The following is a 14,071-nucleotide window of genomic DNA, read 5'->3' as shown; positions in this document are numbered from 1 at the left end:
ATGCCCCCTCCTGCTGAGTCCAGTGATTTCAGACAGTTGGGCACGCCGGAAGCAATTGTGAGTATTCTGCGTGCCCAGCACATAACTTCGCCCACCGCCGTGCAGGTGGCGACTTTGCCAGATGCTTTCGCTGGCAAGGACGTTCTTGCACAGGCCCCCACAGGCTCGGGCAAAACGCTCGCATTCGGCATTCCGCTGGTCACGTTACTCAATAACGCCTCTCCAGCGCTTCCCCGTTACCCGCGCGCGCTTATTATTTCGCCGACGCGGGAACTTGCAGATCAAATTGCTGATGTCCTCGCTGACATCGGCGCCGCTGCAGGTCTGCGTGTCTTGAGCTTGGTCGGCGGTGACTCCGTGGCCAAGCAGCAGACTCTGCTCGCAGCACCAGTCGATATCGCTGTGGTCACACCGGGTCGCGCACACGATTTGCGCCGCCGCGGTCTACTCAATCTTGAGCAGGTTCTTACCGTTGTCGTAGACGAAGCGGACATGCTCTCTGACATGGGCTTTCTGCCCGATGTTCTGGGCCTAGTCCGTGCGTGTCCGAAGTCGGCACAGCGCATGGTCTTTTCCGCCACGATTAACGACGACGCCGCGGGGCTTATCCGCGATCGTCGCGCAAGTAGCACCGAAGTTGCGAAACACAAGGTCACTGCATCCCGGCTGACCATGCGCAATATGCGGCATCTGTTACTTCGGGTAGAGGACAACACTGAGGCAGACGAAGTGGTCGCCTGGATTGCCTCCCGCAAGGATCAGTGCGTCATCTTCGCCAACTCTAAGGCGCGTGTCGTGCAGCTGGCTAAGTTTTTACAGTTCTACGACATCAAGTTAGGTTTCCTCCACGGCGATCGCGGCCAGGCAACTCGTCGCACAGTCCTCAAGGCCTTTGCCGACGGTGAAATCAATGTCCTCGTCACCACGGATGTGGCCGCTCGGGGCATTGATATCGATGCTCTTGACTTGGTTGTGCACGCGGATCCGCCAAGGGATTCCGCGACGTACATTCACCGCTCGGGTCGCACGGCGCGTGCAGGTGCTTCCGGCACGGTAGCGATGATTGTGCGTGACCGCCAGGTTGATCAGGCCCGTGAGCTGCTGGCAGGAGCCGGCGTTGAAGCTGAAGAGCTGCGCGCAGCTCCGGGGCTGCCGCGATTTGTCAAGGAACTGGGCGCACGCCGTCCGCGCCGGGCTCGTCAAGATCAGAGCCAATCGGCAGGCGGTGCTAGTGGTTCCGGGTACCGCGGGCGCGGCGGCCCGTCGGCAAGCGGAAAGAATCGTGCTGGCGGTCGCGTACACCGCCCCAAGCGAGGGAAAAAGAAGAAGAGATAATCAGTGGATATTGTTCTCAATATTGTCGCGGTTGTCGGCTTTATCGCGCTAACCGCTGGCACCGGCCTCTTTGTGGCGTTTGAATTCGCGCTGACGGGACTGGAGCGTTCTACGATTGACGCCGACCGCGCCCGTTCAGCGGATGCACCTGCTGAGGCCGTTCACAATGCACATAATCGACTGTCCTTCCACCTCTCCGGTGCACAGCTGGGCATTACGTTGACGACGCTGGCAACTGGTTTCCTCGCGGAACCGGTACTGGCGCAGTACTTCACGCCGATGCTGCATTGGATGGGGCTCAGCGAGTCTGCAGCGGGACCGACCGCACTGATTCTTGCGCTCATTGTGGCCACGATGTTGTCAATGGTCTACGGCGAGTTGGTGCCGAAGAACGTCGCGATTACAGAGCCGCTGGCTTCGGCGCGCGTTACGGCTCGTCCGGTGATGGCGTTTAACTGGGTGTTCCGCTACTTCATCCAGTCGCTGAATGCCTCGGCGAACTGGCTGGTGCGCAAGCTCGGCATTGAACCGGCGGATGAGCTGGCTTCGGCGCGTTCCCCGCAGGAGCTGGAAGCACTGGTGCGCAATTCTGCGGAGCAGGGTGCATTGGATGAGTCGAAGGCTGCTGTGCTCGAGTCGTCGTTACGCTTTGGCGAAACTACTGCGGAGGACCTGATGACGCCGCGGTCGACGATTACTTCTCTCGATGTCGATGACACGGCGCTGGATCTGCTGGCTGTCGCCATCGAATCAGGACATTCCCGCTTCCCCATTACTGACGGGGACCTCGATGCCACTGTCGGTGTTGTCCACGTCAAGGACGCATTCGCGGTGCCTGCGGCGAAGCGCTCAACTACCACCATGCGGGAGGTTGCACGGCCAGTGCCCACGCTGCCGCAGTCGCTGGACGGCGATGCCGTACTGGAGGCCGTGCGTTCGGCTGGTTCGCAGATTGCGCTGGTCGCGGACGAGTATGGCGGCATCGCCGGCATTGTCACCATCGAGGACGTCGTCGAGGAAATTCTCGGCGAGGTCTGGGATGAGTACGACGACAAGGAGTCCGAGCAGGAAGTCAAGCGCGCAATTGAAGGCTGGAATTGCTCCGGCCTTGTGCGTACCGACGAACTTCCGACCAAGGTCGGATACTTCGCCCCGGAGGGCAGCTTCGAAACCCTCGGTGGCCTGATTATGTTTGCGCTCGGTCGCATCCCAGAGGTCGGTGATGTCGTCCTGCTGCCAGAGACCGAACGCGACTTCATGGACGAATTCGAATCGGGTATCGCCGGACGCTGGTACGCCCGCATTCTGGAGATGGATGACCGCCGCGTGGATCGTGCCATTTTGATTCCTGTGACCAACGAGCGCGCTAAGGAGATGTTCAACCTATGAGTGACTGGTTTGGAATCCTCCTGACCTTCGTCTTGTTGTTGGTCAACGCGTTTTTCGTGGGCGCGGAGTTCTCACTTATTGCTGCTCGCCGTGACCGTTTGGAAGCGCTGCTGGCTCAGGGAAAGAAGCGCGCTCGCACAGTTATCAATGCTTCTGAGCACCTGTCGATGATGCTCGCCGCCGCACAGCTGGGCATCACCATTGCCTCGCTGCTGCTGGGTAAGGTCTCTGAACCGGCGCTGGCACATCTGCTGGAAGCTCCTTTCCACGCCATGGGTATTCCGGAATCACTGCTACACCCGCTGAGCTTTGCCATCGCGTTGATGCTGGTGTCAGTGCTGCACATCATGCTCGGCGAAATGGTTCCAAAAAACATTTCCCTAGCCGGCCCAGAGACAGTGGCCATGCTGCTTATTCCGGTTCACATGGTTTTCTACCGCCTGACCAAACCGCTGTTGCTGCTGTTTAACTGGTTGGCTCGCCATACACTGAGGCTGTTCGGCATTGAGCAGCGCGATGAGCTTGACACCACTGTTGATTCCACTGAGTTGGCATCGATGATTGCGGAGTCTCGTCAAGAGGGGCTCCTTGACAGCGAGGAGCACGTCCGACTTCGTCGCACGCTGGCCTCGGCCACGCGCACCATTGAGGAGGTGCTAATTCCGCACGAGCAGATTCGGCGCCTCCCCACTGCACCGACTGTGGGCGACCTAGAGACGGCGGTCACCGAAACTGGCTTCTCCCGGTTCCCCGTCGCTGCGGCCAACAATGAACCCAACGAGTACCGTGGCTACGTTCACGTCAAGGATGTCCTCGACCGCGTCATGGACCCTGCCTCCGGACCGGAGACAGCCATCCCTGATGACGAGATTCGCCCGATGATCGAGATTCCGATCGATGCCACGCTGGATGAGGGATTGCGCATCATGCGCCGCTACAGCGCCCACATGGCAGTGGCTGTACGCGCTCGCATGCCAAAGCCGCACCTGCGCGCAAGCGCCCCGGCAAGTATCGCCCCGAAGACCGGTGCTTTCTCCGGCGCGGAGCAGATCGGCATCGTGGCTCTGGAGGACCTCATCGAAGAGCAGGTCGGTGTCGTGCGTGACTGGACCCACGAGGTCTCCCCGCGTCGCAGCGGTGCACCAAAGCAGTACCCAATCGTGAACCAGCCCCGAATCCGGCCGGGCACCACGCAGGGACACCAGCAGTGACATCTACGCCCGATTCGTCTTTCGACTGGCGTGAAGCCAAAGCAAGGCATATCGCCCGCGTCGATGCCCTGACCCGCGATCACCTGTCCCGTCGCAGTCGTGGCCAGCGCCACCCGGTGTGGGACTTCATCTTCGAGTACTACCCCGTCAAGCCCGGTCAACTCCGCCGCTGGTCACCGGGCATCGGCGTAGATCTTCCCGGTGCGACAGCCAAGGACATCAGTCACCTGAAGTTTTTTACCCTCGACATGGATGACGCTACCGACAGTCCTGCTAGCAAGGAGCCCACCGATACCGCCTCGGGGACGGCACGCATGGATGTTTCGGCGTACGTCGATAAGCGAGGTAAGACGGTGGCGTACATCGGCAATCTGTTGCGTTCGACGCGCGCGAATCCAGCGCACTTTGACTGCTTCGGCCTGCATGAATGGGCGATGGTGTATCGCCAGCCCGAGCATCGTCACCCGGAGCCACTGCGGCTTGGTCAGGCAGGCACGGACGAGGTCGTCGAGGCCCACACAGTGCGGTGTACGCACTTCGACGCCTTCCGCTTCTTTACGCCCGACGCCGTCCCGCTCAACGAGTTTGCGCCGACGCGCGAGACACAGCCGCACTGTGAGCAGATGGGCTGTCTGCACGCCAACATGGACTTGTATAAATGGGCGACCAAGCTCGGCGAGGCGGTCCCCGGCGACCTGTGGCTGGATACTTTCGAGCTCGCGTGCAGTGCCCGTGAGTTGGATATGCGCGCCGCTCCCTACGATCTGCGGGATTGGGGCTTTGCTCCCATTCGCATCGAGACTCCCGAGGGCAAGGCCGAGTACGTCCGCCGCCAGCGTGAGCTCAGCGCGCGTGCCGACGTCCTGCGCGGGCGTTTGCTGCAAGTAGTAGATGTCGCATTGTCCACGCAGTAGAGTTGGCAGGAGTTACGTGCGCGTTTGTGCTTTACGACGAGGTCTGCTGCGAGTCGACAGCGCCGAGCACACTCAGCATAGAAAGGGCTAAAACGACATGGGACGACACGCCTCGGGTGAGAACAACTATCGAGTGGCTAAGGGGCCTTTTATTGCCGTCTTGGTCGTCATTGTTCTGGTGGCTGCGGTTTTTGCCTGGGTTAATCTGCGCAAGAGCAACGATTCGTCGATTGATGCGGATCGTGCACGGTGTACCAAGGGTGATCTGACACTGGTGGTGACCGCTGACCCTGCTGCGGTGGGCTCGGCACAGAAACTCGTGCAGGACTATGGCGAGTCAAATCCCGTGGTGAGGGACTTCTGCGTGCGGCCACAGATTACTGTGGCCGGCTCGCAGGAGGTTGTGAACGCCTTGGCTGATGCTGACGGTGCTGAAGCTGGTGAGGGGGCTCCGGAGGACCCCGCTGCGGATGATTCTGCAGCTGACGAGGCCAGCGCCGGAATTATGACGCCGGGAGTCTGGATTCCCGCCGATATCTCCTTCGTGGATCAAGCGAAGAATTCAGACAAGGTCAAGGTCAACAACCCCAAGACGTGGTTGCCACCGATTGCCAGTGGCGTGGCCTTCACAACCAATCGTGCTGACCAGCTGAACAACGCCACCTGGGAAGAGCTTGCGGGATTGCGCGTGGCCGCCCCCGGTGGCTCCGATGCTGCACTGTCTGCCGTGATCAGTGCTCGACTTGGCGGCCCGGATCTCGCTCACGAACGCGCGGACTTGGGTGAGGTCTACACCTCCAATACTCTGCTGACCATGCTCAGCCAGAATGTCGCCGAATTCGACGGTGTGGCCGCAACCCAGCCCATGCTGCAGATGGCCGGCGAGGGGCTGAAGCTGGTCTCCCCTGCGGATGCACCCCAGCTGCACGCGCCAGTTGTCACCTTTGGCTCCGGCGGCAAGATCGACGAGAACACGGCTCGCGCGGCCGAGGACTTCCGTAACTTCGCCGCAGATCACGGCGCCGACGGCGAAGCTGCTGAGAGTACTTTCAGCCCTAAAGTAGCGGAGAACTTTGGAGTGCTCTCGCAGATCCAGACAGATTCCTTTGCGCTGCCGCCAGCACTGGAGCAGCCGGATGCGCAACAGCCCGCAACTGCGGTAGGCTCGGCGCTCCTACTCGCTGACACCTCCGATGGCGTCGATGTCGGGCCGCTATCCGCTGCTCTGACCGGCGCTATCGATGCCGCACCTGGTGGCCGCTACGGCCTGTGGACATTCGCCCCCGAGGTGAACCGTCTCGCGGAACTTCCAGCCCCCGATGACGAGGCCAACAATGGCGCAGACGCCGTAAAGAGCTCGCTGGCCGAACTTCCGGCCGGTGGTGAGGCGCAGTTCTGGCCAGCGCTTATCGATGCCTACCAGGCCGCCCGCGACACCTACTCCCCTGACAAGCCGAACCGGCTCGTCGTGCTCACCTCGGGGCGCGATGCCTCGGGCGCCGATGCCGCCGAGTCCGTCGAGCGAATCAAGGAACTCATTAGCCCGGACCGCCCGGTAACGATTGAGGTCATCGTGCTTCCCGACGGGGACAGCTCCATCCCTGAACTGCAGGAAGTGGCGAATATGACCACTGGTTCTCTGCGCATTGCGGCTGACTATGGCGATGGCCTGGCCTCTCAGTTGGCTGCGGCAATCGGTACCGAGTAACCAGCAAAAAACCGCCTCCATCTGGCCCAACCTCGGGAGAGGAAAACGGAACCAGTTGTGGAAGGCAGTTTTCGTTTAGTTTTGTTTCGCTTCTTTGAGCGGCGGCCGTAGCAGCAACGCCACTATCTAGCCGTATCGCTGGCTGTTAGGAGATGCGGCGGCGACGGCGCTCAGCCAACTCGTCGATGCCAGTACCTGGATTTTCCTGAGTACCGTCGATACGCTCGGATGGGAAGGAGGCGATGGTGCCAGTCAGTTCCTTCATAATGCCCGGGACAGCAATGCCGAACACTCCCTGGCCACCGTTGAGCAGGTCAATGACTTCTTCATTGGAGCGACACTGGTAGACGGTGCGACCGTCGGAAACCAGCGTGATGGTAGCCAGGTCATCGACACCGAGGTCGCGCAGGCGGTCGACAGCCAGGCGGATGTTCTGCAGGGAAATACCGGTGTCCAGCAGGCCGCGAACAATCTTCAAAACGAGGATGTCGCGGAAGGAGTACAGACGCTGGGTGCCCGAGCCCTTGGCGGTACGAATCGAAGGCTCAACCAGCTTGGTGCGCGCCCAGTAGTCCAGCTGACGGTAAGAAATGCCCGCTACCTGACATGCGATGGGGACGCGGTAGCCAACTTGCTCGTCCGGTCCCATGTCGAACAGGGATTCCTGGACCGCGCGTGGCTCTTGCGAGTCCGACGCACGGAGCTCATTGTCGCCAAAGAGCGAACCGCTGTTGTCGTCGACCATATAAATTCTCCCGAGGTAGTTTCACTGCCGTTATTTATCTTTCGCCAAGGTTAATCGGCTGTCAATACATCACAGGACGACACGCCGAATCTCTAAACCTAAAGTTAAGGTTTAGAGTTTGGAGTCGCAGTTTCCCCAGCTCAAGCACAGCCCGGGAGAAAAACCCCAGGAAGGGGTGAAACTATAACTTAAGAAAAGTTACCCCTTTTATGGGGTCATTCAGCGACGTGCCGGAGGAAATACGCGCCACAACTACATCAAAAGTTGTCAGGTGTTCACTCCAGTCACACTGCTAACGGTCGCTATCGGAAGCCGAGTCGGCGCCACCGTCGGCTTCACCATCGGACTCCCTACCCTCCGCATCACCATACGGCTCGGCAAAGTAGTCAGCATCAATACTGTCGAGAAATTCAGCAAACTCCGACACCGACGCCTCGACAGAGTCGGTCTCCGTGTCGTCGGTAAGCGAACCGCCATTGGTAGCGACAAGACGCGCCGACACCGACATGGCATCGAGCACATCGCGTGCAACATATAGCGGCACCTCAAGCTCGCTGGCGATAAGGATTAGGTCGGAGGGGCGCATGTCAATCTCTGCGCCGCCTTCAAGCACCAGGCTGGCGATGAAAACGCCCTCGTGCACGCCCGTAATCTGACCACGCAGGGCGCTCTGCCCCACCATGTCCAGCGTATCGACAAAGACGTCATGCATGCCCGGACGACGCTGCGTAGCGCCGGTCTCGCAGGCGGAGTACTCCGTCGCCGTCGCCAAATCAATCCAGATCGGGATAATCCGGTTAGTCTCTTCGGCATGCAGGAGCAGCACCGGATCATCCTCAGGAGGGTGCGCCATCCAGTCTAGAAACTTGACTTCTACGAGTTTTTCGTCCATAACAGCGATAATTGTAGCGAGCCGCTATTCACGCGGGACTACTGACTACTTCCCCAGATCTTTGTTGACCTGGCGCTTGACTAAAGTGCCGTGCAGCGTGACCATCAGCGCGGTCATCTCACGACCCATTTCCACAGCCTTCTGCTTGCCACTAGCCGCACGCGACTTACTCAGCGGACTAGCTGCCAGCGACACCAAATCAGCCTCACGGGTCGCAGCGGTACGCACAGTTTTGAGGTGGCGGGCATCCAGACCGAACTCAGACAGCTTGACTGCCGTCTCGGTGATGAGCAGGTCATCGCCGTCGAACATGTTCAGCGTGTCCGGAGTAATCAAGCCGACGCGGACCAGCTCAGTGATGAACTTCTCGCTAGCGCCGGTGCGCTCTGCCAGCTCCGCCTGCGTCAGCGAGACCACTGCAGCTTCGCGGAACTGATCCGCCGTCACCAGTGGAGTAACCGAAGCCAGACCGTCGCCGCCAGCGTTGCCCGCATCAATTTCGTCGAGCTGCTCTTTAATAACCTTCAGCGGCAAGTAGTTATCGCGCTGAACGGTCAGAATGTAGCGCAGGCGGTCAATGTCCGCCTGGCTGTAGCGACGATAGCCCGAGGAACTACGCGACGGGCACAGCAGCCCTTCCGACTCGAGAAAACGAATTTTGGACAGCGTTACATCAGGGAACTCAACCTTGACTTCCTTCAGCACAGCACCGATGGTCTTCTTCTTGCCCACCGAGCGTGCTTGCTTCGCAGTGCTTTCTGACGAAGCCGGCTGCGAAACCGCTGATTTGTGTACTGCTGCCACTGGTCTTTTCCGAGCCTTTACAAAAATAAGGGGGTTAATGCCGACAGACGTCGACACTAACCGATGTCGAATTAGTTACCGATAAGGAATACGAGGCGGAACTTACCGACCTGGACCTCGTCACCATTAGCCAGAACCGCGGAGTTCTTCGGCTCGCGGTTAACGTAGGTGCCGTTCAGCGATCCCACGTCGACAACCTCGTAGGAGTCACCGTTCTTGCGGAACTCTGCGTGGCGACGGGAAACAGTCACGTCATCGAGGAAAATGTCGCTTTCCGGGTGACGACCAGCGGTGGTGACTGCCTGATCGAGCAGGAAACGAGAACCCGCGTTTGGCCCCCGCTTGACGACCAAGAGTGCCGAGCCTGCCGGAAGTCCTTCAACACCGGAGACCGTGGAGTCCGTGTTAGAGCTGGACTCCATCTCCTTCAGCAAATCTGCACGGAAGACCGAGGTGGTCTCGACCGATGCCTCTGGCTGGCCGCTATTGCTAGTCATATCTTTCCCTCCGGGATAACCTTGGGCGATTTACTCGTTACTTTTTAGATAATAGCGCCCCAACCGCTTTCGTGTTGTTATCTAATCCCAACCATGTTGTGACGCAGCTCACCGAGAGGGTATGTACAACATGATTGATATGCGTAAATACCGACATCGGAGAGCTTTCTCCGTGGGTGTACCTAGGCCGGTCACTTGAGAAATATTTTCAAATTGTTACCAAACCTGTGGTTACGGCTTACCTAAACATCGCTGCAATTGAACCGACGACCGAGCCACCACCATTGCTCAATGGGTTGTCGTTGACCATGTACGTCCACGTCGAGCTCGGGCGGGCAAGTCCCGTGTCCTCCAGATGCGCGCCATCGCTATCGATTTCGGCCTCCTGGAAGGTCTGCACCGACTCGGTGACGGCATTGTTGACCAGGTTTTTAAAGGCACCGATGGCGGCGCGGTGGAACTCATCAATGGGGCTTTCCTTAGCCAGCGCGCGCAGGTGAATCGACTCCCGCAGATCGTCCAGATCCGCCAGGTGTTCCGACCATCCGAGATCCAGGTGGCTCAACATGATTTCCCGGGCAGCGTCCTCGGCGACGTCGCGCCCGGCTGCGGCTTCCACGTCTTTCGCCCGCGCCGATGCCAGCTTGGACAGTTCTTCCCAGGCAGCATTCGTAGTCAGCAGTTTCTCCCGGCGCTCATCCAGAATCTCGCGCTGGTCGCCGATGAGCTTGTTGTACTTCCACGTCGTCGCATGAATGGACAGCATGGTCGCCTCTGTCACTCGCTGTGCTCGGTCGATGAACTGGTATGCCCGCTTATCGCGGACGCGACCGTCGTCTTCAGGCAGCACGCTCAGTGTTTCGCCGGCAGCACCTTCGGAAATCACCGGGTCATCCAGGGAGACAAAGAACACCGACGAGCCCGGATCGCCCTGGCGTCCGGCGCGGCCACGCAACTGGTTATCCAGTCGGTCAGTGCGGTGCTTACCCAGACCAATGACGCATAGGCCACCGCGTTCGACTACGGCATCGCGGTTGGATTCGTCCGCCCCTCCGAGGCGGATGTCGGTACCGCGGCCGGCCATCTGGGTGGACACCGTGACGCGGCCAATATCGCCAGCATTGGCGATGACTTGGGCCTCCAGCTCGTCATTTTTCGCGTTCAGTACCGACGATTCGATGCCGCGCAGAACCAGCGCATCGGCCAGTCGTTCCGATTCCGCCACGTCACGGGTGCCTACGAGTATTGGTCGACCAGTGCCGTTGAGTTCCACGACCTCGTCGACAAGCGCGGCGAACGCGTCGTCGGTGGTGGCGTAGATGCGGTCGGGCTCGTCGTCACGGATGCATGGGACGTTGGGTTCAATGACAGAGACGTGGAGTCCGTAGAACTCGCGGAACTGGTCGCCCGCGGAGGTGGCGGTGCCGGTCATGCCGCAGGTGATGTCGTAGCGGCCGACGAGTTGCTGGATGGTCATGGAGTCTAGGATGCGACCGCCCTCCGAGACTTGCAGGCCCTCCTTGGCCTCTACCGCCGCCTGTAGACCGTCCGGCCAGCGCTGCAGTTCCGCCACGCGTCCCTTCGAGGCGTCGATGAGCTGTACCTTGCCGTCGCGCACGATGTAGTCGACATCGCGCTGCAGCAGCTCGTGGGCGTGCAGTGCGACGTTGACCTGAACCAGGGTGGTGCCGACGTGTTCGGCGTCGTACAGCGAGCTGATGCCGAGCAGCCGTTCGACGCGCGCAGCGCCAGTATCGGTAAGGAAGACATTGCGGCGGCCTTCGTCGACGGTGTAGTCATCGCCGAGCTGCAGGCGGCGCACCACGTCGGTAATCTGCCCGGTTGGCGCGGTGCCAGGTTCGTTGCCGGCGAGCACGAGCGGGACCAGCGCTTCATCGACCAACACTGAGTCGGCCTCGTCGATGATGGCGACATCAGCTGGCGACTGCACGCGGTCTTCAATGGTCGGCGCGCAGCGGTCGCGCAGGACGTCAAAGCCGAGTTCGTTGACGGCGGCGTAGACGATGTCTGCCGCATATGCTTTACGACGCTCCCCCGGACCATCCTGCGGCGAAATAGCCGCCACCGAGAGTCCAAGGAACCCGAACAGCGGTTGCATCCACTGCGCGTCGCGGCCTGCGAGGTAGTCGTTGACAGTCACGGAATGCACGCGGTGGCCACGCAGCGCGAACCCGGCTGCGGCCAGGGCGCCGGAGAGAGTCTTGCCCTCACCGGTGGCCATCTGGATAACGTCTCCCTCCATGAGCGCCAGCGCGCCTTGCAGCTGCACATCGAAGGGGCGCATGGATAGGGTGCGTTGGGAGACTTCGCGGAGCGCGGCTAAAAGCTCCGGTGCATCGGTGGCGTGTTGGCGGGCGAAGTCGGCGAGGTCGGAGTCGGAAAGCGCCTGTACCTGTGGCTCGAGCTCAGCAGCGCGCGCCACCAGCCCTACGCTGCGTTTTTGGTTGCGCCCCTGCTTGCCGCCGAGAGCCTTCCAAAACCAATTAAACCCAGCCATCTTCTACCCTTCCTGCGCACGTGTGGTTGTCGGCGCGTTCTGACTCACCAGAGTAATCAATCTGGACCGGCCTTCGGAGTATCAATCGCTGCCAGCGAATTTGCACCATATGTCTTTGGTCACATCTTGAGTTTGAAACAATGGAGTTAACACTTGTTACGAACACATTCTTGTGATCATTTTTCGGAAGGACTTGAAATCCCCTATGGCAATCGAATTCATCCCCACTGCTGACCTGGTTGACGAAATCGGCCCGGACGTGCGTTCCTGCGATACTCAGATGCGCAACCTCGGCGGTCGCCTGGAGTTCTGTGGCAAGATCTCCACGGTCAAGTGCTTCCAGGACAACGCGCTGCTGAAGAAGGTCCTCTCCGAGCCGTCTGAGGGCGGCGTGCTCGTCATCGACGGTGACGCTTCTGTCCACACTGCGCTGGTCGGTGACGTGATTGCGGGGCTCGGCAAGGACAATGGCTGGGCTGGCGTGATCGTCAACGGTGCAATCCGCGACTCTAAGCTGATTGGCGAGATGGACTTCGGCTGCAAGGCGCTTGGCACAAACCCGCGCAAGTCCACCAAGACCGGCGAGGGCGAGCGCGATGTCGTTGTCTCCTTCGGCGGCATTGACTTCGTTCCGGGCGAGACGCTCTACGCGGACTCTGACGGCATTGTCGTGCGCTAGTGCGATTGTGCGCTAGTGCGGTGCGATAGACGGCAAACAAACCGTAAGCAATAGCCGTAAACAAAAACCGCCGCCTCCCGGAATCTTCCAGAAGACGGCGGATATTTTGTCGGGCTGACCGGATTTGAACCGACGACCCCCTCACCCCCAGTGAGGTGCGCTACCAAACTGCGCTACAGCCCGTGTGCACGAAAGTGCAACGAGCTATAGGTTACATCATTGGTGTTTGCTGGCGGAAATCGCCCCTGACGCATGCCCCACCTATCGCATTACTGCAGGTAGATGGTCACAGGCGTGGATGTCTCTGCCATCTGCCCCTCCGGCGGATCAATCGAGGCAACCTTGCCCATAATCGCGGCCACAGAATTGGTCTGGTTGCCCTCTGCGTCGACGACGGTCACGTTCTGGTAGCCGTTGGTACGCAGCTCCACCTCGACGGATGCCGGGCTCTTGCCCACCACACCCTGCGGGATAGTTCCCCAACCGCTGCTGCGCTCACCGGGCCCCGGAATCGCTGGCGGCGACTCACGAAGTTGGTCCAGCTCCTGCTCGAGGCGCTCGCGGGTGTCATTAATCGTGCCCGACGGGTCCAAGCGATTGGTAGGGCTTGTCGTGGTTTCTTCCGGCGAGGTTGTCGTCGGCGTCGGGCTTGACGACGTCTCCTGCGTCGGCTCCGCAGTATTGTCGTTTTTGTCCTCGGTTCCGGAAGTAAAGGACAAAACCAGGGCTACCAGCGCGACTACGGCCACCATCGCGGCAATGGCCACGATGGCGACAGGCTTACCCCAGCCCTTCTTGGAGTCATCGTTACCGCGGTTGTCGCGGTTATTACCGCGGTTGTTGCCGTTGTTCGGGTCGACGTAACCGCCTGCGACACCTGCACCACCTGCAGCGTACTGCTGGGTCTGACCTGCCTGCTGGCTCGCCTGACCATAGCCGCGTTCTTCTTCTGAAAGCGGGGCCCAGTACTGGCCACTGCCCTGTGCGCCGCCGCCTTGCGCCCCGACACCGGCACCTCGCGGGTTATCAAATCGTGTTTCACCGCCACGCTGGAGGAATTGCGTCTCAGAGGAGTCGCCACCGAAGTATTCGGTCGGTTGCTCGCCCGCAAAGTCGGCATCTGGGTTGTACCCGCGATGTCCCTCGCCCCGCGGAATGTAGCGAGTCGCGGAGTCATCGCCGTATGAGCTTGAGGAATCGCGTCCGTAGCTGTTGTCTCGGCCGTCGTGCTGAGAGCCGTCACGGTTGTTGCCGCGCCTGACCATTGTCAGTTCTCCTTATCGCTAATTTCCTAAAACTCCAAAATGCCAACGAAAAGCCCAAAATGCAATTGCCTAAATCACATTTTGGGCTTTTCTCAGCTCAGTTCGAGCGACTAG

The 14,071-nt window shown here is 60.0% G+C and carries 12 protein-coding genes and 1 tRNA gene; 6 read left to right on the top strand and 7 right to left on the bottom strand.

The annotated features are described in order from the left end of the window. The 5 genes from HMPREF2614_RS03970 to HMPREF2614_RS03950 all read left to right on the top strand — a co-directional run bounded on the left by HMPREF2614_RS03970 (position 1) and on the right by HMPREF2614_RS03950 (position 6,557). The gene (locus HMPREF2614_RS03970; protein ID WP_236658583.1) at positions 1-1,335 is read left to right on the top strand and encodes a DEAD/DEAH box helicase; all 1,335 of its coding nucleotides are present in this window, start codon (positions 1-3) and stop codon (positions 1,333-1,335) included. Positions 1,336-1,338: 3 nt separating this feature from the next. Further along, positions 1,339-2,724 (top strand): hemolysin family protein, encoded by a 1,386-nt coding sequence (locus HMPREF2614_RS03965; protein WP_070560230.1) that lies wholly within the window; start codon positions 1,339-1,341, stop codon positions 2,722-2,724. Next, positions 2,721-3,935: a hemolysin family protein gene (locus tag HMPREF2614_RS03960; RefSeq protein WP_070560228.1), complete on the top strand. Its 1,215-nt coding sequence runs from the start codon at positions 2,721-2,723 to the stop codon at positions 3,933-3,935. The genes HMPREF2614_RS03965 and HMPREF2614_RS03960 overlap by 4 nt, the downstream gene beginning before the upstream one ends. Beyond that, on the top strand, positions 3,932-4,849 hold the full coding sequence (locus HMPREF2614_RS03955; RefSeq protein WP_070560226.1) for a 3-methyladenine DNA glycosylase: 918 nt from the start codon (positions 3,932-3,934) through the stop codon (positions 4,847-4,849). The genes HMPREF2614_RS03960 and HMPREF2614_RS03955 overlap by 4 nt, the downstream gene beginning before the upstream one ends. A 97-nt stretch (positions 4,850-4,946) precedes the next feature. After that, entirely contained in the window at positions 4,947-6,557 is a 1,611-nt protein-coding gene (locus tag HMPREF2614_RS03950; protein WP_070560224.1) for a vWA domain-containing protein, read from the top strand. Positions 6,558-6,702: 145 nt separating this feature from the next. Here HMPREF2614_RS03950 and HMPREF2614_RS03945 read toward each other — a convergent pair whose 3' ends face one another. The 5 genes from HMPREF2614_RS03945 to secA2 form a co-directional block, all read right to left on the bottom strand. Continuing rightward, positions 6,703-7,206: a MerR family transcriptional regulator gene (locus HMPREF2614_RS03945; RefSeq protein WP_172620271.1), complete on the bottom strand. Its 504-nt coding sequence runs from the start codon at positions 7,204-7,206 to the stop codon at positions 6,703-6,705. A 388-nt stretch (positions 7,207-7,594) separates the two neighbouring features. Then, positions 7,595-8,194 (bottom strand): bifunctional nuclease family protein, encoded by a 600-nt coding sequence (locus HMPREF2614_RS03940; RefSeq protein ID WP_070560222.1) that lies wholly within the window; start codon positions 8,192-8,194, stop codon positions 7,595-7,597. A 45-nt stretch (positions 8,195-8,239) separates the two neighbouring features. Next, positions 8,240-8,998, bottom strand: coding sequence for a transcriptional regulator FtsR (locus tag HMPREF2614_RS03935; RefSeq protein ID WP_070560220.1), 759 nt, complete (start codon positions 8,996-8,998; stop codon positions 8,240-8,242). A 71-nt stretch (positions 8,999-9,069) separates the two neighbouring features. Then, a complete protein-coding gene (gene odhI, locus HMPREF2614_RS03930; RefSeq protein WP_038625554.1) occupies positions 9,070-9,495 on the bottom strand; it encodes an oxoglutarate dehydrogenase inhibitor Odhl in 426 nt (141 codons plus the stop codon). A gap of 238 nt (positions 9,496-9,733) precedes the next feature. Continuing rightward, positions 9,734-12,013, bottom strand: a complete 2,280-nt coding sequence (gene secA2, locus HMPREF2614_RS03925; protein WP_070560218.1) for an accessory Sec system translocase SecA2 — start codon at positions 12,011-12,013, stop codon at positions 9,734-9,736. 205 nt (positions 12,014-12,218) lie between these two features. Between secA2 and rraA the strand changes: the two genes are divergently transcribed. Next, the gene (rraA, locus tag HMPREF2614_RS03920) at positions 12,219-12,692 is read left to right on the top strand and encodes a ribonuclease E activity regulator RraA (RefSeq protein ID WP_070560216.1); all 474 of its coding nucleotides are present in this window, start codon (positions 12,219-12,221) and stop codon (positions 12,690-12,692) included. Positions 12,693-12,801: 109 nt separating this feature from the next. Here the strand turns inward: rraA and HMPREF2614_RS03915 are convergent. Both HMPREF2614_RS03915 and HMPREF2614_RS03910 read right to left on the bottom strand, forming a co-directional pair. Next, positions 12,802-12,875: transfer RNA gene (locus HMPREF2614_RS03915), tRNA-Pro, on the bottom strand. A gap of 86 nt (positions 12,876-12,961) precedes the next feature. Further along, the gene (locus HMPREF2614_RS03910) at positions 12,962-13,957 is read right to left on the bottom strand and encodes a PASTA domain-containing protein (RefSeq protein WP_070560214.1); all 996 of its coding nucleotides are present in this window, start codon (positions 13,955-13,957) and stop codon (positions 12,962-12,964) included. Positions 13,958-14,071: the final 114 nt, after the last annotated feature.

The sequence above is a fragment of the Corynebacterium sp. HMSC074C11 genome (genome assembly GCF_001809455.1).
Taxonomy (GTDB): Bacteria; Actinomycetota; Actinomycetes; order Mycobacteriales; family Mycobacteriaceae; genus Corynebacterium; species Corynebacterium amycolatum.
This window is presented reverse-complemented; position numbering and strand designations above follow the sequence as displayed.

Bases quoted from the DNA above. Each gene is read 5' to 3' on its own strand.
- HMPREF2614_RS03970 (WP_236658583.1), top strand. From the start codon at position 1: ATGCCCCCTCCTGCTGAGTCCAGTGATTTCAGACAGTTGGGCACGCCG.
- HMPREF2614_RS03960 (WP_070560228.1), top strand. From the start codon at position 2,721: ATGAGTGACTGGTTTGGAATCCTCCTGACCTTCGTCTTGTTGTTGGTC.
- HMPREF2614_RS03950 (WP_070560224.1), top strand. From the start codon at position 4,947: ATGGGACGACACGCCTCGGGTGAGAACAACTATCGAGTGGCTAAGGGG.
- HMPREF2614_RS03945 (WP_172620271.1), bottom strand. From the start codon at position 7,206: ATGGGACCGGACGAGCAAGTTGGCTACCGCGTCCCCATCGCATGTCAG.
- HMPREF2614_RS03940 (WP_070560222.1), bottom strand. From the start codon at position 8,194: ATGGACGAAAAACTCGTAGAAGTCAAGTTTCTAGACTGGATGGCGCAC.
- odhI (WP_038625554.1), bottom strand. From the start codon at position 9,495: ATGACTAGCAATAGCGGCCAGCCAGAGGCATCGGTCGAGACCACCTCG.
- secA2 (WP_070560218.1), bottom strand. From the start codon at position 12,013: ATGGCTGGGTTTAATTGGTTTTGGAAGGCTCTCGGCGGCAAGCAGGGG.
- rraA (WP_070560216.1), top strand. From the start codon at position 12,219: ATGGCAATCGAATTCATCCCCACTGCTGACCTGGTTGACGAAATCGGC.
- HMPREF2614_RS03910 (WP_070560214.1), bottom strand. From the start codon at position 13,957: ATGGTCAGGCGCGGCAACAACCGTGACGGCTCTCAGCACGACGGCCGA.